Here is a 24,438-nt window from a genome sequence, read left to right on the forward strand (position 1 = left end):
CCTGACCAGGCCGGCCCGGAGCAACTCCTTCCGGCTCATCGTGAAGGTCTCCATGGGGGAATGACACTTCCACGAAGGGAGCCCCCCATGACACTTTCACGTAGCAGTTACCCCATGACATTTTCATGTAGCAGCAGCAAGCGGAACAGCCTCCCCTTGACCATCCGTCGCAGGCTCGCTACGCTCCACCGCGTCAGGGGGGCCTCCCGAGCGGGGGCCGTGGCCCGTAGAGACACCTGTCGGCGTGCGAGACCAGGAGGGGCGACATGAGATACAGGGTCATTCCGCTTGTCTTCGCTCTGGCCGCCTGCATCGTCACGGGCCCCGCGTGGGCAGACGATGATGCGGCGACGAAGCCGCGCGGCGAGAAGCTCGGGCGCGTGCTCTTCAAGACCTCGTGCACGGCGGCGGCGCAGAAGCAGTTCGAACGCGCCCTGGCCATGCAGCACTCCTTCTTCTTTCCCGAGACGGTGAAGGCCTTCGCGGCCATCCCGGAGACGGATCCGACCTGCGCCATCGCCTACTGGGGCATCGCCATCAGCCAGCGTCCGAACCCGCTGGTGGGACCGTTCGACGCCGCGATCCTCAAGCGCGGACTCGAGGCCGTCGAGAAGGGCGAGGCGATCGGCGCCAAGACCCAGCGCGAGCGCGATTGGCTGGCCGCTCTCAAGGAGTTCTACCAGGGCTACGACAAGGTCGACCAGGACACGCGCACGAAGAACTACGAGAAGGCGATGGAGGCGCTGGTCAAGAAGTATCCCGACGACGTCGAGGCGAAGATCTTCTACGCGCTGGCCTTGAACGAGACATTCGACCACAAGAGCCTCGACAATCTCTTGAAGGCCGTGAAGATCCTGGAGCCGATCGACCGGAAGTACCCGGATCACCCCGGCGTGACGCACTACCTCATCCACAGCTACGACTTCCCGCCCCTGGCCAAGCGCGGCGTGCCCGTCGCCAACAAGTACGCCAAGATCGCGCCGTCGGCGCCGCATGCCCAGCACATGCCGTCGCACATCTACTCGATGGTCGGCATGTGGGATGCCTCGATCGCGTCCAATCAGCGCTCGGTCGCGGTGGCCAAGGAATACGCTGTGAAGAGCAACCTCGACGGCACGCTGGCCGGCGTGCCGCACGCGTACGACTTCATGCAGTACGCCTATCTCCAGCTCGGCCAGGACGCCAAGGCCAAGGCGCTCATCGAGGAGACCGCTGCGATCAAGAAGGTGGTGGGGCCGCGCCTGGCCGGAGCGACGGCGCGGGCGGCCGTGCCGGCCCGCTACGCGCTCGAGCGCCAGGACTGGCGGGGAGCCGCGCAGCTGACACCGGTCGGCACCGGTGTCCCGGCGGCGGAGGCGATCACGCACTTCGCGCGGGCGCTGGGCGCCGCGCGCTCGGGCGGCTTCACGGCCGCGCAAGCGGACATCGACGCGCTGAAAGAGCTGCGCGCGGGCCTGGAGAAGGCGAACCAGGGCTACTGGGCAGGTCAGGTCGAGATACAGATCATCGCGGCGCAGGCCTGGGTCGCGCAGGGTCGGGACAATCGCGAGGAGGCGCTCAAGTTCATGCGGGCCGCCGCCGACCTCGAGGACGCCAGCGAGAAGCACGTGGCGATGGAGAACCGCCTCTACCCGATGCGCGAGTTGCTCGCCGACATGCTGATGGCGCACGACCAGGCGCCGGCGGCGCTGAAGGAGTATGAGGCGTCGCTGCAGGCGGCGCCGATGCGGCTGCGGGGCTTCTACGGCGCGGCCAAGGCGGCGGAGGCCGTGGGCGACAAGAAGAAGGCGGCCGGGTACTTCGATAAGCTGGCGCGCCTCACGCGCAATGCCGACAGTGACCGCCCCGAACTGCGGGGACTGAGGCAGCGCGTCGCTGGCAAATGATCGCGGGGGGCGATCGCCGGGCGCTCGTCGCCGTCGCGCTGATCGGGCTCTGGCTGGCCCTTCGGCCGGCGGCGGCGGCCGCGGACCCCACCGAAGAGAGTCCCGCCGCGGCACAGGTCGATCCGGACTACGCGGCGGGCCGCGCGGCCATCGAGGCCAAGGACTGGCACGCTGCGATCCGGTCGTTGTCGTCGGCGGCGCTGCGTGACACGCGCAACGCCGACATCCACAACTACCTCGGTTATGCGTATCGCCACACCGGCCAGTTGGATCTCGCCTTCCGGCAGTACCAGCGCGCGCTGCAGCTCAACCCGCGCCATCGCGGCGCCCACGAGTACGTCGGCGAGGCTTATCTGATGGTCAACGACCTGGCGAAGGCCGAGGAGCATCTGGCCGCCCTCGGGAAGATCTGCCTGATCCCCTGCGCGGAGTACGCCGACCTCAAGAAGGCCATCGGCGCCTACCGCCAGCGGAGGGCGAAGTGAGCCGAGCCCGGGCGGGAAGCCTGGAGTCCTAGCCGGTCCGAGCGCCGGCTCCGCCGGCGCAACGAGTCCTGGGGGAGGCCTCGGAGGGGGCCGTAACGTCCGCCCCCTCCGATTCAGACCAGGCCGCGGACCGCCGCGGCGATGTCCTGTTGGCTGGGGATGGTCGCCCGCTCGAGGTTCTCGTTGAAGGGCATCGGCACCAGCCGCGCGCCGACCCGCACGATGGGCGCGTCCAGGTAGTCGAGGGCCTTCTCGGCGATCACCGCCGCCACCTCGGAGCCGAAGCCACCCCGCTTCACGGCCTCGTGAGCGATGACCAGGCGCCCGGTCTTGGCGACCGAGCCGATGATCGTCTCCTCGTCGAGTGGCGCCAACGTCCGCGGATCGATCACCTCGACGCTGATGCCGTCCTTGGCCAGCTCCTCGGCGGCGGCCAGCGCCCGGTGGACCATCACCTGGGTGGCGACGACGGTGACGTCGCTGCCCGGGCGCTTGACGTCGGCACGGCCGAGCGGAATCGCATACGAGGGCTCGGGCACCAGGCCCTTGAAGGGATAGAGCACCTTGTGCTCGAGGAAGATCACCGGGTTGTCGTCGCGGATGGCCGAGATGAGCAGGCCCTTGGCGTCGTAGGGCGTGGAGGGGGCGACGACGACGAGGCCGGGCACGTGGATGAACCACGATTCAAGACTTTGCGAGTGCTGGGCAGCCAGCCGGATGCCGCCACCCTGGGGCCCGCGGATCACCAGCGGGACGGTCGGCGTGCCGCCCAGCATGAAACGGAACTTCGCCGCCTGGTTCACGATCTGGTCCATCATCAGCGCGACGAAGTCGAAGATCTGGATCTCGACGATCGGACGCAGGCCGGCGATGGCGGCGCCCACACCCGTGCCGAGGAAGGTGGCCTCCGAGATGGGCGTGTCGCGCACGCGGTCGTCGCCGAACTGCTCGCGCAGGCCGCGGGTGACGGCGAAGATGCCGCCGATCAGGCCCACGTCCTCGCCCATCACGAACACGCGCCGGTCGCGCTCCATCTCCTGGCGGTGCGCCTCTCTCAGCGCTTCGAAGAACGTCAGCTCGCGGCCGGAGGGCGGCGGCGGGGCCGGCTCGCGCACCTCGATATGGGGCGCATAGACGGCGGCCTCCATCAGCTCGACGGTGGGCTCGGGACTGTCCATCGCGAACTTCACGGCGCGGTCGAGCTCGATCTCCACCTGCTCCCTGAGCTCCTTGAGCCGCGGGGCGGTGGCCGTCTTCTGCTCGATCAACTTCGTCTCGAAGCGCCCGATCGGATCACGCTCCCGCCACTCCAGCTCCTCGGCCTCGGTGCGGTAGGCGGGCAGATTGGCCCGCATGCTGTGGCCGCCCCAGCGGTAGGTGACGGCCTCGATGAGGCTCGGCCCCTCGCCGGCCCGCGCCCGCGTCACGGCGGCCTGGGCGGCCGCGTAGACGGCGAGCACGTCGTTGCCGTCCACGCGGACGCCGGGAAAGCCGTAGCCGGCCGCCCGCGCCGCGATCGACTCACCGGCGGTGGCCCGCGTGGTCGCCGTCGACAGCGCGTACTGGTTGTTCTCGCAGAGGAAGATCACGCCGAGCTTCCACACGGCGGCCAGGTTCATGGCCTCGTGGACCACGCCCTGGTTGGCCCCGCCGTCGCCGAAGAACGTGATCACGACCTGGTCGGTGCCCCGCAGCCGCGCGGCCAGCGCGGCGCCCGTCCCTATGGGCAATCCCGCGGCCACGATGCCGTTGCAGCCCAGGATGTTCTGGTCGAGCGCGGCGATGTGCATGGAGCCGCCGAGCCCGCGGCAGTAGCCCGTCTCTCGCCCCATCAGCTCGGCCATCATCCGGTCGATCCGGGCCCCTTTGGCCAGACAGTGCCCGTGACCCCGGTGGTTGCCGACGATGTAGTCGTCCTCCCGGAGGGCTGCGCAGGCGCCGGCGGCGACCGCCTCCTGGCCCACGTAGCTGTGGGCGGTGCCCTTGACGTACCCGGCCTGGAAGAGCTCCACCGTCTTCTCGTCGAACCGGCGGATCGTGACCATCGTCTGGTAGAGATGTTCCAGCGTTTTGGTGTCGGCCTTCATGGTGTCTCCTCGCCCCGGGTGAGCCGACCGGGCATCTTTGCTTAGACCACGAGGCGTCGGGGGGCGTCAAGGGGGAGAGTCATCCTCGCCACAGCCAGCCTCGGCTTCCGCGTTTCTCGCGCTCTTCACCTCATCTGTGATGAAGTGAGACCGCCGCTGGCCGACCGAGACGAATAACTTAACTAGTCCGAAACCAGCCCAAGAATCCGCCGGAGGTCCCGGCCGGCGCGAGGCTTTTGGCAAGCCCGGCGCATGGCCGTGCGCGCGCGACGGCTTGGCCCTGTTCGAGGCAGCTTCAAAGATCTCGGGGTTGGAGCAGAGTTTAGCGACGCGGCTGGCAATCGCTCGCTTCACGTCCTCCGGAAAATCATCTCTCATGGTGTAGCGCCTTGACTCTACGTTACGCTCCTCGCGGCTTCGGGCCGCGCCTGCGGGACTTCTGGTATTCATCAATCCACTGTTTAGTCGAATACCATTGGTCAGTCTTCTTTAGCGCCCTGAGTCGGCCGCGCTCCGCCGCACGTCGGAGCGCGAGAAGGGAGAGCCCGGGCCGCACCAGGGCGCTCAACGGCACCATCCTGTGTGGACCGGCCAGCCCGGGCAGGACAAAACGGTCAATACTGTGCCTCACGGCGCGGGCTAACAGTTCGGCGAGAGGGAATGGATCATCGTTGCGGTCAGCACGTCGAAGCGCCTTGAGGTATTTCGTCCTCTCGGCCTTATAGATGATGACGGGCGGATAACCACTCCTGACGAGCATGAGATTGAGGACCAAGCGGCCCGTTCTGCCGTTGCCGTCAAGGAAGGGGTGAATCCGCTCGAAGCCGGCGTGGACGTCCGCCAGATGGATTTGGTACGTCAAGGCCAAAAATAATATGACGTACCAAACTACTTTATAACTCCTTAAAAACAAAGCATCACCAGAACTTCCAAGAGAAGGAGTTCCGCTACTTTCTGGCCCTGCCGGCGCCTAGCCCTTCGGATCAGCGACCCACTGAGACACCTGGGACTCGGGGTGTCCTTCGCGCCGGCGCACCGCCGGCCGGTACTCCCACCGGGCACCGCAAGAGTATGGAGTTGGACCGGCGGCAGCGGAGTTGGCGCGAGCCAGCACATCCTCTGCCCAACTCAGCAGACCCCGGGAACCGATGCCTACTCCGGCCCGCCGGGCGCGGTCACGCTCTGACGCGGAAGCGATTCGGGTGCCCGCCAGATCCTTACGATTGGATATCCGGTCTGCATAAAGGCCGCGCGCAGGCAGGCCCTCACCCACCGAGGAACACTCGCCTGACCTCCGCCGACCGCAGCAGGTCCTCCGACCGCCCCTCCAGCACCGTCCGCCCGGATTCCAGCACGTAGCCCCGCTGCGCGAGCGCCAGCGCGCGCTCGACGTTCTGCTCGATGAAGAGCACGGTGACCCCCTGGCCGTTGATCGCGCGGATCACCTCGGTGATCTGGTCGACGATCCGCGGGGCCAGGCCCAGGAACGGCTCGTCGATCATCAGCAGGCGCGGGCGCGCCATGAGCCCGCGCGCGACCGCCACCATCTGCTGCTCGCCGCCCGACAGCGTGTGGGCGAGCTGGTCGGCGCGCTGGCGGATGACGGGGAAGAGTCCGCTCACCCAGTCGAGCTGATCGTCGCGTGTCGCCCGTGCCGCGGAGCTGTAGGCGCCGAGCAGGACGTTCTGCCGGACGGTGAGGAAGGGAAACAGCCGGCGCCGCTCCAGGACGTGGCTCAGCCCTTCGCCGACGATACGGTGGGCCGGCAGGCCGGCGATCGGCCGGCCCTGGAAGACGATCTCGCCGGCCTTTGGGCGCAGCAGGCCCGAGATCGTGTTCATGAGGGTGGACTTGCCGCTTCCGTTCGGGCCGAGCAGCGCCACGATCTCCCCGTCCGCCACTGACAGGCGCGCCCCCCAGAGGACCTGATAGTCGTCGAGGAGCACGTCGAGCCCGCGGGCGTCCAGCATCATGCCGGGCGCCAGCTCTCGCCCAGGTAGGCGTCGATGACGCGGGGGTTGCGCAGGATCTCCGCGGGCGCGCCCTCGGCGATGACCTCGCCCAGCTGGAGCGCGACGATCCGCTGGGCCAGCTCCATGATGACGCGCATGTTGTGCTCGATGACGACCAGCGCGAGGCCGCGCGCGTGCAGGTCGCGCACGAGCCGGATCAAGCCAGGGATAGCGCCTTGATCCACGCCGCCCGTGACCTCGTCCAGGAGGAGCAGACGAGGGCGGGTGGCCAGGGCCCGCACCAGCTCCAGACGCTTGCGCTGGCCCGTCGAAAGCGCCCGCGCGCGGGCGTGAGCGCGTTCGGCCAGGCCCACGCTCGCCAGTGCCTCCGCGGCTTCCCGGCGGGCGGTGCCGACATCGGCGGCGCGTTGCAAGGCGCCGATCATCACGTTCTCCAGCGCCGTCATCTGATGGAAGGGCCGCAGCTTCTGGAAGGTCCGGGCGACGCCGAGCCGGCAGATCTGATCGGGTCGGAGCGAGGTGATGTCCCGCCCGTCCAGCGCGACGCGGCCGGCGTCGGGGCGCGTGACGCCGGTGATCAGATCGAAGAGCGTGGACTTGCCGCTGCCGTTGGGGCCGATGACGCCGACCAGCTCGCCCGGGCGCACCTCGAAGGAGATGTCGCGGTTGGCGACGATGCCTCCGAAGCGCTTGGTCAGCCCGGAGACCGCCAGCAGCGTCATGTCCGCCGGAATCTTCCCGCCAGCCCCACGAGCCCGCCGGGCTGGAAAACGGCGATGAGCACGATCAGCGCGCCGTAGATGAGGAGATCGAGCGCCTTGCCGCCGCCGCCGAGCCAGACGCGCGTGCCCTCGCTGAGCGGCACCAGGACGGCGGCGCCCACCAGGGGGCCCCAGAGCGTGCCGACCCCGCCCAGGACGGCGACGAGGCAGATCAGGATCGAGAGCGACAGCGGGAAGACCGACTCCGGGTCGATGAAGAAGACGTACTGCGCGTAGAAGGTGCCGCCGAGCGCGGTCAGCGCGGCGGAGACGGCGATCGCCCAGTGCTTCTCGCGCGCCACGTGGACGCCGAGGCTGGCCGCCGCCTCCTGGTCCTCGCGGATCGCCCGGAAGAAGTAGCCGCGCCGCGAGCCCTCGATCCAGCGCGTCGCTCCCAGCGCGAGCAGGAGCAAGCCCAGCGCGATGAAGTAGTAGACGGCCTTGGACTCGTGGAACTGGAAGTTCACGAAGCTGTCCCCCCGCTTGATGGGCACGAAGAGGCCGCGGGCCCCGCCCGCCCAGTCCCAGTTGATGACGAGCGTCTGGACGATCTCGCCGACGGCGATGGTGGCGATCGCGAAGTAGTGACCACGGAGGCGGAACACCGGGTACCCGATGAGCTGCGACCCGACCACGGCGATCCCGGCGCCGGCCAGCATGCCCAGCCAGGGCGAGAGCGCGGCCTCGCGGATCAAGAGCGTGGAGGTGTAGGCGCCGATGCCGAAGAAGACGGCGTGGCCCAGCGAGATCTGACCGCAGTAGCCCGCCAGGATGTTCCAGGCGGTGGCCAGGGCCCCGTAGAGGAAGATCAGGATCATGACGTGGCGTGGGAACGGCTTGGTGAACACCAGCGGAAAAGCCGCCACCGCCCCCAGCAGCAGCAGCGGGACCGCGCGCGCTAGAACCGGCCGAAGAGGCCCTGCGGCCGCCAGAGCACGACCCCCAGGTAGAGGAGGAAGACGACCGCGTACTTGAGCGCCGGCGCGATGAGGAGCCCGGCCAGCGCCTCCACCAGGCCGACGATCACGCCGGCCAGCAGCGTGGCGGGCACGTTGCCGAACCCGCCGAGGGCGACCGTCACGTAGGCGAGCAGAGCGAAGGTGGCGCCGACGTCGGGGAAAACGTAGAAGAACATCGTCAGAAGCGCGCCGGCGACGCCCACGCACCCGGCGCCGATGGCCCAGCCCAGGGCGAACATGCGCTCGGTGTCGATCCCCATCAGGGCGGCGGCCTGGCGGTCCTGGGCCGTGGCCTGGAGCGCGAGCCCCGTCTCCGAGCGGGCCAGGAAGAGGTAGAGGGCGAGGAAGGCTCCCAGGGCCGCCACGCTCGCGGTGAGCTGGGGGAGGCCGATGAACACGCCGCCGAGCGAGACACGACCCCCGAGAAGCGGGTTCTGCACCACGCGGAAGTCCACGCCCCAGAGAAACTGCGCCGCGCTGCGCAGGAATACCGCCAGGCCGAAGGTGGCGAAGATCTGGGCGAGCATCGGCCCACCGAGGACCCAGCGGATGACGCCGTGATAGGTCGCCCAGCCGAGCCCGGCCAGCACGAGGGCGGCCAGCGGGAACGAGACCACCGGATCGAGCCTGGCCAGCAGCCAGGCGAAGAAGGCCACGTACATGGCCAGCGTGAGGAACTCGCCGTGGGCGAAGTTGACGACCTCCATGAGGCCGAAGATGAGCGAGAGGCCGGCGGCGATCAGGGCGTACACGCACCCCATCAGCACGCCCCCGACCGCCGCCTGCAGGAAGACGTCGGGCGTTATTTACGGTCCTTCCACGCGGGAATCGGGTAGAGCACGTCGCGGGTGGCCACGTCGAATGGATAGACCGTGTGGTACTTGCCGCCCAGCAATTGAAGGATGATCCCCTTCACGCCCGTGTTCTGCCCGGTCTCGTCGAAGCGCACGTGGTCCCAGGTCATGATGAGCTGGTCACCCGGGATGTTGGTGGCGATCAGGGCCTTGCGGATCGCCTCGGGGTCGGTCGAGCCGGCGCGGTGGATGGCGTCGAGCAGCGTCATCATGCCCGTGAAGGCGCGGGCGGGGAAGTCGTAGAGGTCCTTGCCGGCCCGCTTCCGGTAGATCTCGTTCAGCGCCTTGGCCACCGGGCGCCTGTCGATCAGGTCGGTGGAGAAGGGGGCCCGCGTCATCGTGCCCTCGGCGTCCTTGCCCACCTGGGCGATGAAGTCGGGCGAGATGTGCCCCGCGTCCTGGGCCATGAGCATCCTCGGGTTGTAATCGAGCTCCCGGGCGGTCCGGGCGAAGAGGATCGCGTCGGTCTGGTACGAGGTCGGCATCCACACATCCGGGTTGGCGGCTTTCAGCCGCTGGACCTCCGACTGGAGCGAGGTCGCCCGCGCCCGATACTGGAGGTCCAGCACCACCTCGTACCCGTGCTTCCGGGCCAGCTCCTTCTGCACCTTGCCGCTGTCCGAGCCGAACAGCGTGTCCTCGTAGGTGAGGCCGAGTGTCTTGATCGTGATCCCGCGCTTGCGCTGGAAGTCGCGGAAGAAGTCGAACATGACCTGCGTGAAATGCTCGTCGTGGGGCGAGGTGCGGAAGAACCACTTGAAGCCGCGCCGGGTCAGGCCCGGCGAGGACGACTCGGCGTTGAGGAAGGGGATCCCGTAGCGTTCGGCCACCTGGCTGGCGGTGGCGGTGACGCTGGAGGCCCAGCAGCCGATCAGCGCGTGCACCTTTTCTTGCGTGATCAGGCGCTCGGCCTCGGCCTGGCCGACGTCGGGCTTGGACTGGTTGTCGGAGAAGATCAGCCGCACCTTGGCGCCCTTGAGCCCGGGCAACCCCTTGAGCCGCTGGTAGAAGGGGAAGGGAAGGTCGACGGTGCCGTTGGCGATCTCGGCGGCGATCTCGAAAAGGGGCCTGTCGTCGATCCCGGCCTGGGCGTTCGGTCCGGTCATGGGGTACGAGATGCCGATGACGATCTCTCTGGCCTGCGCGCTGACCGGCCGCGGTGCGGCGGCGAGGGTCGTGGCCAGGGCGACCGGCAGAGCCAGGATGAGGGCGAGCAGACGTATCATGGCGGTCCTCCGTGCGCCGAATGCTAGCACCATTGGCGCGAGGTCCGCGAGCCCGCCCTATCGCCGGTCAATGAAAATGTCGTCCCCTGTGCCACCTGGCGGCCGGTGTTGTTGAGGCGCACGGGATCGTAGCCGCACTGCCGGGGGTGAGTGGGAAGTGGTCGCCGGCCGGTATGCGTGCGCGGCGTGGGCCGTGGCAGGCGAGGCCAGTTTGAAGTGGTAGTGCCGACGAGGCGCGAGTGCGCTGGATCTGCTGGATGCAGGTCTCCGGCGTCTCGATGATGAGGAACCGGGTGCAGCAGGACCCGCCGCCCCCAGGCTGGTACCGCGGGCTCGAATAGCGAACGGCTCGTCCCCGGATGAGACGTCAGGCGACGTCGAAGCGCAGGTGCGCGTGCGCCTCGCGCAGCGCCTTCTCGACGGCCTCCGGCGTCTCCGCGCGCGCGAAGATGAAGCCGAGGTACTGCCAGCCCTCGGGCAGCGGCACCAGTTCCTGGCCGAGGTGCGCGGTGATCGCCACCTCCTCGATCCCCTCCACCGCCGCCGCCGGCTCCTTGCCGTGCACCGCCTGGAGCCGCCCCGCCCGGGGGATCGGGATCATCATCACGCCGGCCGGGCGGCGCTCGCGGTCCAGCGAGTCGATCGTCCAGCCCAGCGCGTGGCGCAGGATGAGCTCTTCGAGGCTCATGCCGGTGCCGAAGCGGAGCGTGCGCGAGCAGAGGCCCCCGATGGAGCGAGCGGCGACCTCGATGACCCAGGGGCCGTCGTCGTTCACCCGCAGCTCGGCGTGCACCGGACCTTCCCGGAGCCCGAGCGCGGCGCCGGCCTCGGCCGTCACCTTGATGATCCGGCGCTGGATCGCCTCGGGCAGGCGGGAGGGCGTGACGTAGATCGTCTCCTCGAAGAACGGGCCGTCGAGCGGGTCGGGCTTGTCAAAGAGCGCCAGGGTGTGGAGCGTGCCGCCGACCAGGAGCCCCTCCAGCGCCACCTCGAGCCCCGGGACGAACTGCTCGGCGAGCAGGTACTCGGCGGCCTCGCCGCTCACCGCAGCGTCGTCGCGACGGAGGATGGCCCCGATTCGGCGGAAGGCGGCGATGAACTGGTCCACGGTGTTGGCGCGGATCACGCCGCGGCTGGCGGAGAGCGCCAGCGGCTTGAGGACGCAGGGGAAGGCCACGCCGCGCGCCGCCGTGAACGGATCGTCCTTCAGCGCCAGGCGCCGGAAGCGTGGGACGGGCACCCCGGCCGCGGCCAGGCACTGGCGCATCTCGTACTTGTTCCGCGCGGCGGCCACCGCGGCCACGGGGTTCGCGCGCAGGCCCAGGCGGTGGGCGATCGCCGCGGCCACGGTCGTGGTGAGGTCGTCGACGCCGACAACGGCGTCGAGCGACCGCCCCCGGCTCCACTCGGCGACCCTGGCCGCGGCGCCCTCAGGGTCGGCAAAGTCGAGCGTCAGCAGGGTGCCGGGGGCCAGCTCCTCGAGAGTGCTCGGGCGCTCGGAGGCGCAGACGAGATCGACGCCGAGCTTGTGCGCGGCGTCGACGAAAGCCTCCGTGCGGTACGTCGTCGTGGGCAGGAGCAGCAGCAGCCTGGCCATCACCATCGGAGGGGGCGGAGGTTACGGCCCCCTCCGAGACCTCCCCCGAGGATTCGATTGCGCCGGCGGAGCCGGCGCTCGATGCTCAGGCCTTGCCGGGTGTGTAGTACGGGTTGCTGCCGGCGGCGTGGTCCGTCGTGTCGAGCACCTCGGCGATCTCCGGGAGCTCTTCCTTGAGCAGCCGCTCGATCCCCGCCTTGAGCGTGACGTCGGCCGCGCCGCAGCCCTGGCAGCCCCCACCCATCTGGAGATAGACGCGGTTGTCCTGGACGTCGATCAGCTCGACATAGCCGCCGTGCCCCGCCACCGCGGGATTGATCATCGTGTCGATGAGGTCCTGCACCCGCGATCTCAGGTCCCCGTTCTTGTCCGTGCTCTCGGTGGTCATGACGTCACCTCTCAATCGCGTATGGTACCAGATGATGCGTGAACGGAGCGAGCCGACCGTGGGCTGCTGGGCCCGCGCCGCGCGTGTCGGGCGGATGTGGCGGGGCTGGGTACGCCCTCCGAGACCCGTGGTTCAGGGGGTTGCCGGAGGCCCGAGTAGCGAGAGGGCACGCGATGCTCAGTGGATAGCGTGGTCGAGGAGGGCGTACCGAGCTCCGCCAATCAGGGCCCGACTCGCTCGGCGAGGGCCAACTGGCCCTCGGTCGGCTCCGCTCAGCAGAACCAGGGCTCGGTCAGCCGTGGCGGGCGCTTGCGGTCGGAAGGCAGAGGCATGGGCACGGCACGCGACGGCTGCCCGGCCACCTCGTCGGCCAGCGCCCGGATGCGCGCCGAGGTGACCGCCGCGTCCTCTTTGCGGTCGGCGGCCTCGGCGACCAGGCGGGCGACCCCCTCCTGCAGCCGGTCCATCCGCGGGTCGGGATGCATCCACCGGTAATAGAAGGAGCCCTCGATCAGCGGGCCCAGATACGGGCGCATGGCCGGGCTCTCGAGGAGCAGCGAGCCGGGGGGAACGAGCAGCCGGATCGAGTACTGCACGGGGTCGACGTGATCGATCAGCCCCTCGCGTTCGACGAAGTCGAGCATCTCGCGGTAGTCGTCGAGCGTCGTCCACGGCGTGAAAGGGACCCAGGTCGGCCGCAGCGCGATGCCCGCCGCGCGCACGGCGCCCAGCGCCTCGATCACGTCGGCGCGGGTGTGGCCCTTGGCGAGGTGCGCCAGGACCGTGTCGCTCAGCGACTCGACCGCCGAGACGATGAACACGCAGCCGAGCCCGGCCAGCTCGCCGAGGTGCCGCCGGTGGCGCAGCAGGTGCTCCACCTTGGCGGTGACGTCGAAGGTCACCGCGGGGAACTCGGCGTGCAGCCCGCGCGCCACGGCCAGCGCGTGGCCGGGCCCATTGAGGAAGTCGGGGTCGCCGAACGTGACGTGGGTGGCGCCGGCCTCCACGAGCTGGCGGACGTCGGCGAGGACGACCTCGCGGGGGACCACGAAGAAGCGCCCGCCGTAGACGGGCGGGATCGGGCAGTGGCGGCACCGGTGCTTGCAACCGCGGCTGGCTTCGACGTACCCGGTGAGCTCGAGCCGTCCCTCGCGCTCCAGGTGCGCGTACTTCTTCAGCGAGGGCAGCTTCACCCGGCTGGGCAGCGGGAAGTCGAGCTTCTCGAGCCACGGGCTCCCGGGCGCCGGTCGCTCGCCGGCCTCCAGCGTCTGCGCCAGCTCGACCAGCGCCCGCTCGAGCTCTCCGGCCAGGACGGAGTCGGCGCCGTGGGCGAGCAGGTAGCCCGCGTTCAGCGTCGCGTAGAGTCCGTAGAAGCAGATGTGACAGGAGGGATTGACCTGACGCACGCGCGCGGCTACGCCCACGCCCAGGCGTAGCGCCGTGTGCATGGGCACCGAGATCGCCACCACGCGCGCGCGCCGGACCTGCTCGACGTCGAAGGGCTCGACCGAGACGTCCATCACGGCGGGCGCGTAGCCGCGCCGCTCCAGGAACGCCGCCGGCCAGGCTACCGCCAGCGGCTGGTGGCCCAGCTCGTAGCAGGCGACGAGGAGAATCGCGCCGGGCTCCTTCATGGACGTTCTAGTCTACCTCCGGGCCTGGACAGGCGCGTGGTATGGTACGACGGCAGCACAGCTCAGGAGGAGGACGCGATGACCGTCAAGATCACCTGCCGTCCCAACGGTCCCTACGTGGTGGAGGGCGACGTCGAGATCTACGATCCGACGGGCGCGCGCGTCGATACCACCGGCCGCCCCCGCATCGCCCTCTGCCGCTGCGGGGGCTCGACGACCAAGCCGTTCTGTGACGGCACCCACAGCAAGGTCGGCTTCAAGGCCGCCGAGGCCGCCGTCGCCCAGGAGAGGAAGTAGCTCAGTCTTCTTTTTTTTCTTCGGCGACGTCCGTCAGCAGCACCCAGTCGTTGGGGGAATCGTCGGGCGGTCGGGTCTTGGGCTCCGTCGTGACGGTGCGGCTGCGGCTCGGCGAGAACCACTCCCAGCGCCCCTCGGGCGCGCCGGAATCCTGGACCTCGCCCATCTCGGGCCCGGCGGCGCCGCTGGCATCCCGCTCGGTCTTGCGCTGCTGCTTGGCCTCTTGCCGGGCTTTTCGTAGATCTTCGCGGCGCCGGCGCTCGAAGCCGTAGTTCCGACGGCGACTCATCGACGCCGCAGGTGGGACGTCGTCCGACCGAACGGCCGCGGGCGGACCGAGCGATCGTCGACGTTGAGCTCCTTCATTCGCTCCCGCCCCTCGGCCACGGCGGCGCCGATCGAGCGGAACGTGCTGTGCGACTCTTCGACCACCTCGCCGGCGTTGTTGACGATACGCCAGCGCCAGTCGGGGCGGGACGGAGTGGAGAATGCCATCACGTTCATTCGACGCTCCTCGGAGCCGGTGAACGGCCGGGACGGGAGCGCTGCTCCCGCCTCATGCCTCTCGGGGCGCGGGGCGAGGCTACCAGCGGCCGCGACCGGACCCGCCGCGGTCGGAGCCCGAGCGCGGTCCGCCACCGCCAGCGCCGGGCGCCTTCGCGCGCTCGACCTTCAGTCGCCGGCCGTCGACGTCCTGGCCGTTGAACTGGGCGATCGCCTTGTCGGCATCTTCGCTCGTCGACATCTCGACGAAGCCGAAGCCGCGGGACCGCCCGGTCTGGTCCGTCACGACGGCGGTGGACTCGACGCTACCGGCCTGGGCGAACAACTCGCGAAGACGCTCGCTGGTGGTGGAGAAGGAAAGACCGCCGATGAAGAGTTTGTGCGCCATTGGGGCGCCCCCTTCCAGCCTTCCGCCAAGTGAGCACGCCCCAGAACGCGGAAGAAGCACCGGAGACGCGGTCTGACGGGAACGCACGAACGCCAGGCTCGATCACTATAACACGGCCGGGCGGGGCCGTGCCAGTATCTCACGAGCTTCGCCGCGCTGACCGCGGCCTAGCCTAGCCTGTCCCACGATCTCCCGGAGCCTTTGCCTCCAGCCGCGGCCTCGGCACGGACACCACGGAGGCCTCGGGGACGAGCGATCGATCGCATGCCGGTCGAGCGTACGGTGACGGCTCGTCGGTGGGCGATGCTGCTCCCGGGGCGGGATCACCGCGGCCGCGACTGACCACCATGATCGTCGCCAGCATGGTGGCGACCAGCTTCTCGGTCGCGTCGCTCACGGCGACGACGTCGCCCGTACAGACGCTCAGCGTGCGTCCGGCCTTGGCGACCCGTCCCCGCGCGAGCAACCGCTCCCCTTGGGCAGGGGCGACGAAGTTGATCTTGAACTCGACGGTGAGAACCTCGGCGTCGGCCGGCGTCAGAGTCAACGCCGCGTAGCCGCAGGCGGTATCGACGATCGCGGCGACGATCCCCCCGTGGATGAACCCCTGCTGCTGCCCCAGGGCCTCGCGAAACGGCAGCTCGATCTCCACCGCTCCCGGAGCCACTCTGCCCAGGCGCGCGCCGATCGTTCGATTGAGGTTCTGTCGGTCGAAACTCGTGCGGACGCGCGCCTCGAAGTTCGGATCTTGAGCAGCGAAGGCGGCCATGGCGGATATGGTAAGAGTAGCGCCCTTGTCCCTCAAGGGGGAGACGCACGATCACGGGGCCGGGTCGGGCGGTTGCCCAGTCGCCCCGGACCGGGCAAGATCAAGGAGCGCCACCGCCGCGCGAGGGCACCATGAGCCAGGAGGTTCTCGTCGTCGACGACGAGCCCGACATCAGGAGCCTCGTCGTGCTGCATCTCGCGCGCGACGGATTTCGCTGCCGGACGGCCGCCACCGGCCCCGAGGCCCTGCGGGCGGTCAAGTCCGGCGCGCCCGATCTCATCGTGCTCGACGTGATGCTCCCCGAAATGGACGGTCTCGAGGTCTGCCGCCGGCTGCGGAGCGACCCGGCGTCGGCGGCGATCCCCATCGTCATGCTGACGGCCAAGACCGACGAGGTCGACCGCGTGGTCGGGCTCGAGATCGGCGCCGATGACTACGTCGTCAAGCCCTTCTCGCCCAAGGAGCTGGTCGCCCGTGTCCGCGCGGTCCTGCGGCGGGCGACACGCCCCCAGACCGAGCGGAAGCTGGTCGCGGGCGGGCTCGTGCTCGATCCGGCGCGGCATGTGGTCACGCTCCACGGCAAGCCCCTGGCCCTGACCCCGAAGGAGTTCGAGCTGCTCGAAGCGCTGCTGGACGCGTCCGGGCGGGTGCTCACGCGGGAGCACTTGTTGAACCGAGTCTGGGGATACGCGCGAGCCGACGAGATCGAATCCCGCACGGTGGATGTTCACGTTCGCCGCCTGCGCGCCAAGCTCGGGGACGAGGGCCACCGCGTGGTGACCGTGAAGAGCGCGGGCTATCGGTTCGAGACCGAGTGATGCGCCTGCTCGAGTTCCTCCGGCGGCGCATCGCGATCAAGCTGACGCTCACCCTGGTGGGGTTCGTGGGCGTGGCGTCGCTGGTGGCCGGGCTCTATCTGAACCGGGCCCTCGAAGCCCTGGCCGTGGGCTCGGTCGAGGCGCGCCTGGCCACCGCCGCCCGGCTCCTCCACGACGAGGCCCGTATGCGGGCGGCCAGGGGCGCCTCGACCGGAGAAATCCACGCCTTCGTCACCCGCGCGGCTCAGGCCACCGACGCCCGCGTGACGCTGATCGCGATGGATGGCCGCGTCCTCGGCGAATCCGGCCTTTCCCTGGCCGACCTCTCGCGCATGGAGAACCACGCGGATCGACCGGAGGTGCGCGCCGCGCGCGCGGGGCAACTCGGACACGACCTCCGCCAGAGCGCGACGCTCCACGCGCCCCTCCTCTATACGGCGCTGCCGGTGCGCGACCGGGGGCGGGTGATCGCGGTCTTGCGCCTGGCCCTGCCACTGTCGGTGGTGACGGCGTCCCACGCCGCCGTCCACCGCGTGATGCTGGCCGGCGGCCTGGTGGCGCTGGCGGTGGCCGCCGGCATCGGGCTCTTCGTCGCCCGGCGGGTCACCCGGCCGGTCGTCGAGATGCAGGAGATCGCCCGCCAGATGACCGAGGGGGCGTTCGACGTCCGCGTGCCCGTCCGCTCCGTGGACGAGATCGGGACCCTGGGGCGCGCGCTCAACGCCATGACCGCCCGGCTGCGCGACAAGATCGAGGACCTCGAGTACGAGCAGGCCAAGGTCACCGCCATCCTGGACGGCATGGTCGAAGGCGTCGTGGCCGTGGACGGCCGCGACCACATCGTGCTGATGAACGAGCGCGCCCGCGGGATGTTCGACGCCCGCCCGGGCCGCGCCGAGGGCAAGCCGTTCCTCGAGGTGGTCCGCGATGCCGGGCTCCACGAGATTTTCCGCGAGGCCCGCCGGGCGGTCCCCGGCGCGGTGATCGGTCGCGAGCTGCGCCTGGCGGGGGTCGGGGAGCGCGTGGCCCAGGTCAACGCGGTGCCGCTGCGCCTGGGCGGCGAGGCGGGGATCGTCATGGTCCTTCACGACGTCACCGAGCTTCGCCGTCTCGAGCAGGTGCGGACCGAGTTCGTCGCCAACGTCTCGCACGAGCTGCGGACACCGCTCACCGCGATCCAGGGATACGTGGAGACCCTGCTGGGTGGCGCCCTCGACGAGCGCAAGAACGCGCGCAAGTTCCTTGAGATCGTGGCGCATCACAGCGAGCGCCTCAGTCGATTGGTGAACGATCTCACGGATCTCTCCAACATCGAGCTGGGCAAGGTGTCGCTGAAGATCGAGCCGACACGACTCGGCGAAGTGACGGAGTCCGTGATGGCGATCGTCCGGCCTCGCGCCGCCAGCCGTCGGCTGACGCTCACCACGCACATCGGGCCCGATGTCCCCGCCGTCCTGGTGGATCGCGACCGATTGGCCCAGATTCTGATCAACCTCGTCGACAACGCAGTCAAGTACACGTCCGAGGACGGCCAGGTGACCATCGCCGCCCGACCGGTCGGTGACGGGAAGATCGAGGTTTCGGTGGTGGATACCGGGGTCGGCATCCCCCGCGCTGATCTTCCGCGGATCACCGAGCGCTTCTACCGCGTCGACAAGGCGAGGTCTCGCGAGCTGGGGGGCACCGGCCTCGGGCTGGCCATCGTCAAGCACCTCGTCATGGCCCACCGCGGGGAGCTGGCGATCGAGAGCGTGGAGGGACGGGGCACGACGGTGCGCTTCACGTTGCCGTCAGCGACCAAGGGATAGTCAGACCGCGCCCCTCCTGCCCGCGCCACAAAAACTTCACGGCCGCTTGATCGAGCCGTCATCGTCCACGGTCATACTCCGGGCGGATGACGCATCCGCTCTCCCGGGCTCACCCGAACGAAAGGAGATGGAGTATGACGACGCGCGACGCACACCTCGGTCTCAGCCGGCGCGCCTTCCTCGGTCGCTCGGCCCTGTTCACCGGCGGCACTGTTCTGAGCCTCACCGCCCTGGGTCGTCTGAGTGCCCGGTCGGCGCTGGCCGCCAGCGGGCGCGACATGCGTGGACGCGGGTACGGCCCGCTGACGCCGGTCGGGCCCAGTAACACGGCCGACATCGCGGCGGCCGGCTTTCCGGACCTCGCCACGTTTCCGATCCTGGCCCTGCCCCACGGATTCCACTACCGGGCGTTCAGCATCATCGGGAACCCCCTCGCCGACGGCAACCCGGTCCCCGTCAACCACGACGGCATGGCGGCCTTCGCCCATCCCACCGACCGGCACGTCGTCCGTCTGATCCGCAACCAGGAAGATCGGGCAGCGCCCGGCCAGGGCTCCGTCGGCGGCCCGGCCGAAACGCGCTACGACCCCCTCGGCGGCGGCGGCAACGTGACGCTCGACTACGATGAGCGCCGGCACCGGCTCGTCCAGGACTACATCAGCTTGAACGGGACCATCGTCAACTGCGCCGGCGGGATCGGCTTCGGCTTCCGCGGTTGGCTCACCTGCGAGGAGACGACGGAGGGTCCGCCCCGTTGGGGTCAACCGCACGGCTACGCCTTCGAGGTCCCGCTGAACGTCGAGCCGGGCGAATTGCGGCTGCGTCGGAAGTTCCTGGCGGCCAAAGTCCAGGGCCCTGGCATTGACAGCGTCCGGGGCATCGGATACCGCTTCCGCGAAGGCGGCCAGCGCGCGTCGTAACGCATTGTTAACACGACGGCCACCTGGTTGAAACAGTGACCAGGCATCATTCGACCAAGGGAAGAGGAGGAGCCGAATGAGGACGAACGGGAGACGGAGTATGACGGTCGCGCTGGTGGCCATCGCGCTGGGCGCGGGGAACGCCGGGGCTGAGGTCAAGGTCGATCCCGCGTTGCCCCCGTACAAGGCGGTCGCGGGCGTGAGTGGCAACCTCTCCAGCATCGGCTCGGACACCCTCAACAACCTCATGACGCTTTGGGCCGAGACCTTCAACAAGTTCTATCCGAACGTGAAGATCCAGATCGAGGGCAAGGGCTCGTCCACTGCGCCTCCCGCCCTGATCGCCGGCACCGCCCAGCTCGGCCCGATGTCGCGGCCGATGAAGGGCACGGAGATCGACCAGTTCGAGAAGAAGTACGGTTACAAGCCGGCGCCCATCCGGACGGCGGTCGACGCGCTGGCGGTGTTCGTCAACAAGGACAATCCGATCAAGTGCCTGACTATCCCCCAGGTCGACGCGATCTTCTCCAAGTCGCGCCGCCAGGGCTACCGGGAGGACATCAGGACGTGGAGCCAGCTCGGCCTCACCGGCGAGTGGGCCAGCCGGCCTCTCAGCCTCTACGGCCGCAACTCTGCCTCGGGCACCTACGGCTTCTTCAAGGAGCACGCGTTGAAGAACGGCGACTACAAGGACGAGGTGAAGGAGCAGCCCGGATCCGCCTCGGTCGTCCAGGGCGCCACGGTCGATCGGTACGCGATCGGCTACAGCGGCATCGGCTACGCCACCGCCGGCGTCCGTGCCGTCCCGCTCGCCACGACGGAGAAGGACAAGTGCCACGAGGCCGTCATGGACGAGGCGTACTCGGGGAACTACCCACTCGCGCGGTTCCTGTACGTCTACGTGAACAAGGCGCCGGGGAAGCCGCTCGACCCGCTCACCCGGGAGTTCGTGAAGCTGGTCCTGTCCAGAGAGGGCCAGGAGGTCGTCGTGAAGGACGGGTACTTCCCGATCCCGGCGGCCATCGCCAAGGAAGAGCTGAACAAGGTGCAGTAGGTGGCGATCGATACCGGAGCGCTGAGGGCGGGCGGGCCGGCGGGCGCGGCTCGCCCGCTCGTCCTCACGAAGGCGCGCACGGATCGCCGGATGCGGTTCGACCGCTGGGCGACCCGGCTGGTCGCGCTGGGCGGGCTCAGCATCATCGTCTCGATTCTGATGATCCTCATCGTCATCACCGCCGAGGTCTTCCCGCTCTTCCGGAAGCCGGCGGCTCGACTCCTCGGCACGTCGAGCCTGGCCTCGGCGCCGCTCGCCTCCGGGCTCGGCGTCGACGAGTACCGCGAAGTGGCGTACGCGTTGACCGCCGACGGCGTCCTTCGGTTCGTGGCCCTGGGGGACGGCCGGGCCATCACCGCCGTGCCCCTCCCGACGCTCGGAGAGGGCCGGGTGGCGTCGGTGGCGGCGCTGGGGCGCGATCGTTACCTGATCGGCACGACCGATGGCCGTGTGCTCCCGCTCGAGGTGAAATTCCAGGTCGATTTCAAGGACGGCCGGCGCGCAGTGACACCCGCACCAATCTTCGGTGAGTCGTGGGCCCTCGCCCCCTCGGCGCGCCGGCCGATCCTCCGCCTGGCCGCGGCGACGCCGGCGTCGGGTCAGCTCACGGTGGCCCAGACCGGGCCGACCGAGCTGATGCTGCAGACGGTCGTCGAGACGAAGGCGCTCATCGGGACGGCCACCAAGAGGGCGTCGGTCGAGCGGCTGCCGGTGGAGGTCGACGGAGCGATCACGGCCCTGAGGCTCGATGGCCGTGGCGAGGACCTCTTCATCGGTACATCCCGCGGCCAGATCGTCCGGTTCGACCTGCGCGACCGGGCGAGTCCGGCCCGGGCCGACGTCGCTCACGTCCCCTCGGGGGCGAGCGTCAGCGTCGTGGACTTCCTGATCGGCGACCGCACGCTGGTCGTCGGCGACGAGGGCGGCGGCGTGTCGACGTGGCAGGTGGTGCCGCCGCCCCACGGCGGCGCGCTGCGCATGGTCGGACTCCACGAGTTCGCGCGGCATCGGGCCCCGGTCGTCGCCATCGGACCGTCCACGCGGGATAAGGGGTTCGTCACCGCCGACGTGTCCGGGGGGCTCCATGTGAGCTACGGCACCTCGGGCGCGACGCTCCTGCGGATGGACGCCGGCGGCCCACTGCGCGCGCTGGTGTTCGCGCCGAAAGCGGACGGCGTGCTCGCGCTGGACACGAATGGGCGGCTGGTCCACTGGGCGGTCGACAATCCGAACCCCGAGGTCACGCTGAGAACGCTCTTCGGCAAGGTCTGGTACGAGGGGTACTCGGCGCCTGCCTACGTGTGGCAATCGACCGGTGGCTCCGACGACTTCGAGGCGAAGCTCAGCCTCACGCCGCTGGTCTACGGCACGCTCAAGGGCACCTTTTACGCGCTCCTCGTCGCGGTGCCGCTGGCGCTCCTGGCTGCGCTCTACGTCAGCGAGTTCATGCATTCCGCGATCAAGGGCTACGTCAAGCCGGTCGTCGAAATCATGGCGGCGCTGCCCAGCGTCGTCTTGGGCTTTCTGGCCGGGCTCTGGCTGGCGCCCCTCGTGGAGCGCGTTGTCCCCGGGCTCTTCGTCCTGCCCCCGGTGCTGACGGTGGCCATCCTCGCGGGCCTGCTCGTCTACCGGACGGTGCCGGCCGGGTTACGGCAGCGCTTCCGATCGGGCACCGAGGTCTTCCTCCTGATCCCGGTGGTGGCGGCGGGCGCCTGGGCGGCGTTCGCTCTGGGCGGCGCCATCGAGGCGACCCTTCTGGGGGGCGACTACCACGGATGGCTCCTGCGAGCGTTGGGACTCACCTACGACCAGCGCAATTCGCTGGTCGTCGGGATCGCCATGGGCTTCGCGGTGATTCCCGTCATCTTCACGATCGCCGAGGACTCGCTCGCCAACGTGCCCCAGCATCTGCGCGCGGGATCCCTGGCCCTGGGCGCCACCCGCTGGCAGACGGCCGTCCGCGTCGTCGTGCCGACGGCGAGCCCCGGCATCTTCTCGGCGGTCATGATCGGCTTCGGGCGGGCGGTCGGTGAAACGATGATCGTGCTCATGGCGACGGGGAATACCCCGGTGATGGACTGGAGCATCTTCAGCGGCTTTCGGGCGCTTTCGGCGAACATCGCGGTCGAGCTCCCCGAGGCCCCGGACGGCGGCACCCTGTTCCGGGTGCTCTTCCTGGCAGCGTTGCTGCTCTTCTGCCTCACCTTCGCCGTCAACACGGCGGCCGAGGTCGTGCGACTCCGGCTCCGAAGGAAGTACCGGTACCTGTGAAGCGGCTCTGGCGCAGCGGCGATCCGTTCATCTGGCTGACGGCGGGAGCGCTGGCCCTCGCGCTCCTCATGGTCGCCGGCCTCATCGGGATCATCGCCCAGAACGCGTTGGGCTTCTTCTGGCCAAAGGCCGTGGCCCGCGTCACGCTCCGTGACGGGACGGTGCTGGCCGGCCAGATCGCCGAGCGGGAGCGCGTGCCGGGCAAGCCCGGGCAGTACCGGATCAAGCTGAAAGTGGCCAATCGAGACCTGTACGGCGCCGACTTCCGGTGGGTCGAGGAGGCCGGAATCGCGAAGCAGGAGTACCGCCCGGACGCGCTCGTGGTCGAGCGGAGCGAGTGGGGTCCGCTCGTCGGCACCCTCAAGGAGGTCCGCGACGCCGGCCACGCCATCGCCGCCGGCGCGGGGCCCGGCTGGCCGGAGCTCCGGAAGCGGCTACCCGAAGCGGCCCGGCTCCGGAGGGAGATCCGGCGGATCGAGACCGGCGAGATCGGGGCGATCAATTACGCTGAGGAGCAGACGCGGCTACGGCTCCGGCGGCTCGAGCTCCGGGGAGTCACCACGGGACCCCGGGTCGAGCAATTCCGACGAGAGATGGCCACGCTCCAGACACGCTACCAGGAGCAGGAAGCGAGGCTAGCGGCGCTCCGGAAGGCGCAGGGCGCCAGCGTCGTGGTCGCAGCCGAGGGCGGGAAAGACAAGGAGGTGGCACTGGCCCAGGTCGTGGACGTGTACTTCCCGAACGCCATGGGCCCGCTGGCGAAGAGCCGGTACTATCTGGCGAAGTTCTGGGAGTTCGTGGCGGACGATCCCCGCGAGTCGAATACCGAGGGCGGGGTGTTCCCCGCGATCTTCGGGACGGTCATGATGGTCGTCATCATGAGCATCATGGTGACACCGCTGGGAGTGCTGGCGGCGTTCTATCTGCGCGAGTACGCGCGGCAGGGCCCCTTCGTGAGCGCCGTCCGCATCGCCGTGAACAACCTGGCCGGGGTCCCGTCCATCGTGTTCGGGGTCTTCGGGGTCGGGTTCTTCATCTACTTCGTCGGGGGCACGATCGACCGGCTGTTCTACGCCGAGGCGCTCCCCACGCCCACCTTCGGCACCGGCGGCATCCTCTGGGCGTCGCTCACGCTGGCGCTGCTGACGATCCCCGTCGTGATCGTGGCGACCGAAGAGGGTCTGGCCGCGGTCCCGGGCGGCCTGCGCGAGGCGTCCCTGGCGCTGGGCGCCACCAAGCTGGAGACGACGCTCCGGGTGGTGCTCCCGGCCGTCCTGCCCTCGATCCTCACCGGCCTGATCCTGGCGATGGCCCGCGCGGCCGGCGAGGTCGCGCCGCTCATGATCACCGGCGTCGTCAAGCTGGCGCCCTCGCTGCCGATCGACGGCTTCTGGCCGTTCGTCCACCTGGAGCGAAAATTCATGCACCTGGGCTTTCACATCTACGACGTGGGCTTCCAGTCGCCGAACGTGGACGCCGCCCGCCCGATGGTCTTCGCGACGACGTTGCTCTTGCTGGCGATCGTGATGCTCATGAATCTCGTCGCGATCAGTCTGCGCAACCGCCTCCGCCGCCGGTACGCGACCGCGGCCGTCTAGTGCCGTTCCAACTATTCGCGCCTAGTGCCGTTCCAACTATTCGCGCCAAGGGAGGCGCCGTGTACTACACGTACGTGTTGCGGAGTGATCGAGATCAACGGCTCTACACCGGAACGACGCACGACCTCCGCACCCGAATCAAGCTGCACGCTGACGGAAAG

At 69.4% G+C, this 24,438-nt stretch carries 21 protein-coding genes and 2 pseudogenes; 9 read left to right on the forward strand and 14 right to left on the reverse strand.

What is annotated here, in order from left to right; all coding sequences use genetic code 11:
- Window positions 1-266 precede the first annotated feature (266 nt).
- Both VGV13_16250 and VGV13_16255 read left to right on the forward strand, forming a co-directional pair.
- Window positions 267-1,886 (forward strand): hypothetical protein, encoded by a 1,620-nt coding sequence (locus VGV13_16250; GenBank protein HEV8642643.1) that lies wholly within the window; start codon window positions 267-269, stop codon window positions 1,884-1,886.
- On the forward strand, window positions 1,883-2,371 hold the full coding sequence (locus VGV13_16255; protein ID HEV8642644.1) for a tetratricopeptide repeat protein: 489 nt from the start codon (window positions 1,883-1,885) through the stop codon (window positions 2,369-2,371). Before VGV13_16250 ends, VGV13_16255 begins: the two co-directional genes overlap by 4 nt.
- 113 nt (window positions 2,372-2,484) lie before the next feature.
- Here VGV13_16255 and VGV13_16260 read toward each other — a convergent pair whose 3' ends face one another.
- The 10 genes and pseudogenes from VGV13_16260 to VGV13_16305 form a co-directional block, all read right to left on the reverse strand.
- Window positions 2,485-4,458: a dehydrogenase E1 component subunit alpha/beta gene (locus tag VGV13_16260; GenBank protein HEV8642645.1), complete on the reverse strand. Its 1,974-nt coding sequence runs from the start codon at window positions 4,456-4,458 to the stop codon at window positions 2,485-2,487.
- A gap of 400 nt (window positions 4,459-4,858) precedes the next feature.
- Window positions 4,859-5,320, reverse strand: a complete 462-nt coding sequence (locus tag VGV13_16265; protein HEV8642646.1) for a Fic family protein — start codon at window positions 5,318-5,320, stop codon at window positions 4,859-4,861.
- 403 nt (window positions 5,321-5,723) lie between these two features.
- Window positions 5,724-6,431 (reverse strand): ABC transporter ATP-binding protein, encoded by a 708-nt coding sequence (locus VGV13_16270; protein HEV8642647.1) that lies wholly within the window; start codon window positions 6,429-6,431, stop codon window positions 5,724-5,726.
- Window positions 6,428-7,153: an ABC transporter ATP-binding protein gene (locus VGV13_16275; GenBank protein HEV8642648.1), complete on the reverse strand. Its 726-nt coding sequence runs from the start codon at window positions 7,151-7,153 to the stop codon at window positions 6,428-6,430. The genes VGV13_16270 and VGV13_16275 overlap by 4 nt, the downstream gene beginning before the upstream one ends.
- The gene (locus VGV13_16280) at window positions 7,150-8,058 is read right to left on the reverse strand and encodes a branched-chain amino acid ABC transporter permease (protein HEV8642649.1); all 909 of its coding nucleotides are present in this window, start codon (window positions 8,056-8,058) and stop codon (window positions 7,150-7,152) included. The genes VGV13_16275 and VGV13_16280 overlap by 4 nt, the downstream gene beginning before the upstream one ends.
- Window positions 8,059-8,090: 32 nt before the next feature.
- Complete coding sequence (locus VGV13_16285) at window positions 8,091-8,912, reverse strand: branched-chain amino acid ABC transporter permease (GenBank protein ID HEV8642650.1); 822 nt, start codon at window positions 8,910-8,912, stop codon at window positions 8,091-8,093.
- A gap of 41 nt (window positions 8,913-8,953) precedes the next feature.
- Window positions 8,954-10,231 carry an ABC transporter substrate-binding protein gene (locus tag VGV13_16290; GenBank protein ID HEV8642651.1) on the reverse strand — a complete coding sequence of 426 codons (1,278 nt, stop codon included), beginning with the start codon at window positions 10,229-10,231 and terminating at the stop codon, window positions 8,954-8,956.
- Window positions 10,232-10,598: 367 nt separating this feature from the next.
- On the reverse strand, window positions 10,599-11,828 hold the full coding sequence (locus tag VGV13_16295; GenBank protein ID HEV8642652.1) for an ATP-grasp domain-containing protein: 1,230 nt from the start codon (window positions 11,826-11,828) through the stop codon (window positions 10,599-10,601).
- Window positions 11,829-11,913: 85 nt separating this feature from the next.
- A pseudogene (locus tag VGV13_16300) lies at window positions 11,914-12,159 on the reverse strand (NifU family protein).
- 329 nt (window positions 12,160-12,488) lie between these two features.
- Window positions 12,489-13,850: a CUAEP/CCAEP-tail radical SAM protein gene (locus VGV13_16305; GenBank protein ID HEV8642653.1), complete on the reverse strand. Its 1,362-nt coding sequence runs from the start codon at window positions 13,848-13,850 to the stop codon at window positions 12,489-12,491.
- A gap of 78 nt (window positions 13,851-13,928) precedes the next feature.
- On the opposite strand from VGV13_16305, the gene VGV13_16310 reads away from it, so the two are divergent.
- Window positions 13,929-14,147 (forward strand): CDGSH iron-sulfur domain-containing protein, encoded by a 219-nt coding sequence (locus tag VGV13_16310; protein HEV8642654.1) that lies wholly within the window; start codon window positions 13,929-13,931, stop codon window positions 14,145-14,147.
- Window position 14,148: 1 nt separating this feature from the next.
- Here VGV13_16310 and VGV13_16315 read toward each other — a convergent pair whose 3' ends face one another.
- The 4 genes and pseudogenes from VGV13_16315 to VGV13_16330 all read right to left on the reverse strand — a co-directional run bounded on the left by VGV13_16315 (window position 14,149) and on the right by VGV13_16330 (window position 15,808).
- Complete coding sequence (locus VGV13_16315) at window positions 14,149-14,436, reverse strand: hypothetical protein (protein HEV8642655.1); 288 nt, start codon at window positions 14,434-14,436, stop codon at window positions 14,149-14,151.
- On the reverse strand, window positions 14,433-14,651 hold the full coding sequence (locus VGV13_16320) for a hypothetical protein (protein HEV8642656.1): 219 nt from the start codon (window positions 14,649-14,651) through the stop codon (window positions 14,433-14,435). Before VGV13_16320 ends, VGV13_16315 begins: the two co-directional genes overlap by 4 nt.
- A gap of 79 nt (window positions 14,652-14,730) precedes the next feature.
- Complete coding sequence (locus tag VGV13_16325; GenBank protein ID HEV8642657.1) at window positions 14,731-15,039, reverse strand: RNA-binding protein; 309 nt, start codon at window positions 15,037-15,039, stop codon at window positions 14,731-14,733.
- Between the two features lie 340 nt (window positions 15,040-15,379).
- Window positions 15,380-15,808: pseudogene (locus VGV13_16330) on the reverse strand (PaaI family thioesterase).
- A gap of 131 nt (window positions 15,809-15,939) precedes the next feature.
- Here VGV13_16330 and VGV13_16335 point away from each other — a divergent pair.
- The 6 genes from VGV13_16335 to pstA all read left to right on the forward strand — a co-directional run bounded on the left by VGV13_16335 (window position 15,940) and on the right by pstA (window position 24,277).
- Complete coding sequence (locus VGV13_16335; protein ID HEV8642658.1) at window positions 15,940-16,626, forward strand: response regulator transcription factor; 687 nt, start codon at window positions 15,940-15,942, stop codon at window positions 16,624-16,626.
- Window positions 16,626-18,434, forward strand: coding sequence for an ATP-binding protein (locus VGV13_16340; protein ID HEV8642659.1), 1,809 nt, complete (start codon window positions 16,626-16,628; stop codon window positions 18,432-18,434). Before VGV13_16335 ends, VGV13_16340 begins: the two co-directional genes overlap by 1 nt.
- 134 nt (window positions 18,435-18,568) lie before the next feature.
- Window positions 18,569-19,354: an alkaline phosphatase PhoX gene (locus VGV13_16345; GenBank protein ID HEV8642660.1), complete on the forward strand. Its 786-nt coding sequence runs from the start codon at window positions 18,569-18,571 to the stop codon at window positions 19,352-19,354.
- 100 nt (window positions 19,355-19,454) lie between these two features.
- Window positions 19,455-20,408, forward strand: coding sequence for a phosphate ABC transporter substrate-binding protein PstS family protein (locus tag VGV13_16350; GenBank protein ID HEV8642661.1), 954 nt, complete (start codon window positions 19,455-19,457; stop codon window positions 20,406-20,408).
- Window positions 20,409-22,679 (forward strand): ABC transporter permease subunit, encoded by a 2,271-nt coding sequence (locus VGV13_16355; protein ID HEV8642662.1) that lies wholly within the window; start codon window positions 20,409-20,411, stop codon window positions 22,677-22,679.
- Window positions 22,676-24,277, forward strand: a complete 1,602-nt coding sequence (gene pstA, locus VGV13_16360; protein HEV8642663.1) for a phosphate ABC transporter permease PstA — start codon at window positions 22,676-22,678, stop codon at window positions 24,275-24,277. The genes VGV13_16355 and pstA overlap by 4 nt, the downstream gene beginning before the upstream one ends.
- Window positions 24,278-24,438: the final 161 nt, after the last annotated feature.

The sequence above is a fragment of the Candidatus Methylomirabilota bacterium genome (genome assembly GCA_036001065.1).
Lineage (GTDB): Bacteria > Methylomirabilota > Methylomirabilia > Rokubacteriales > CSP1-6 > MNEF01.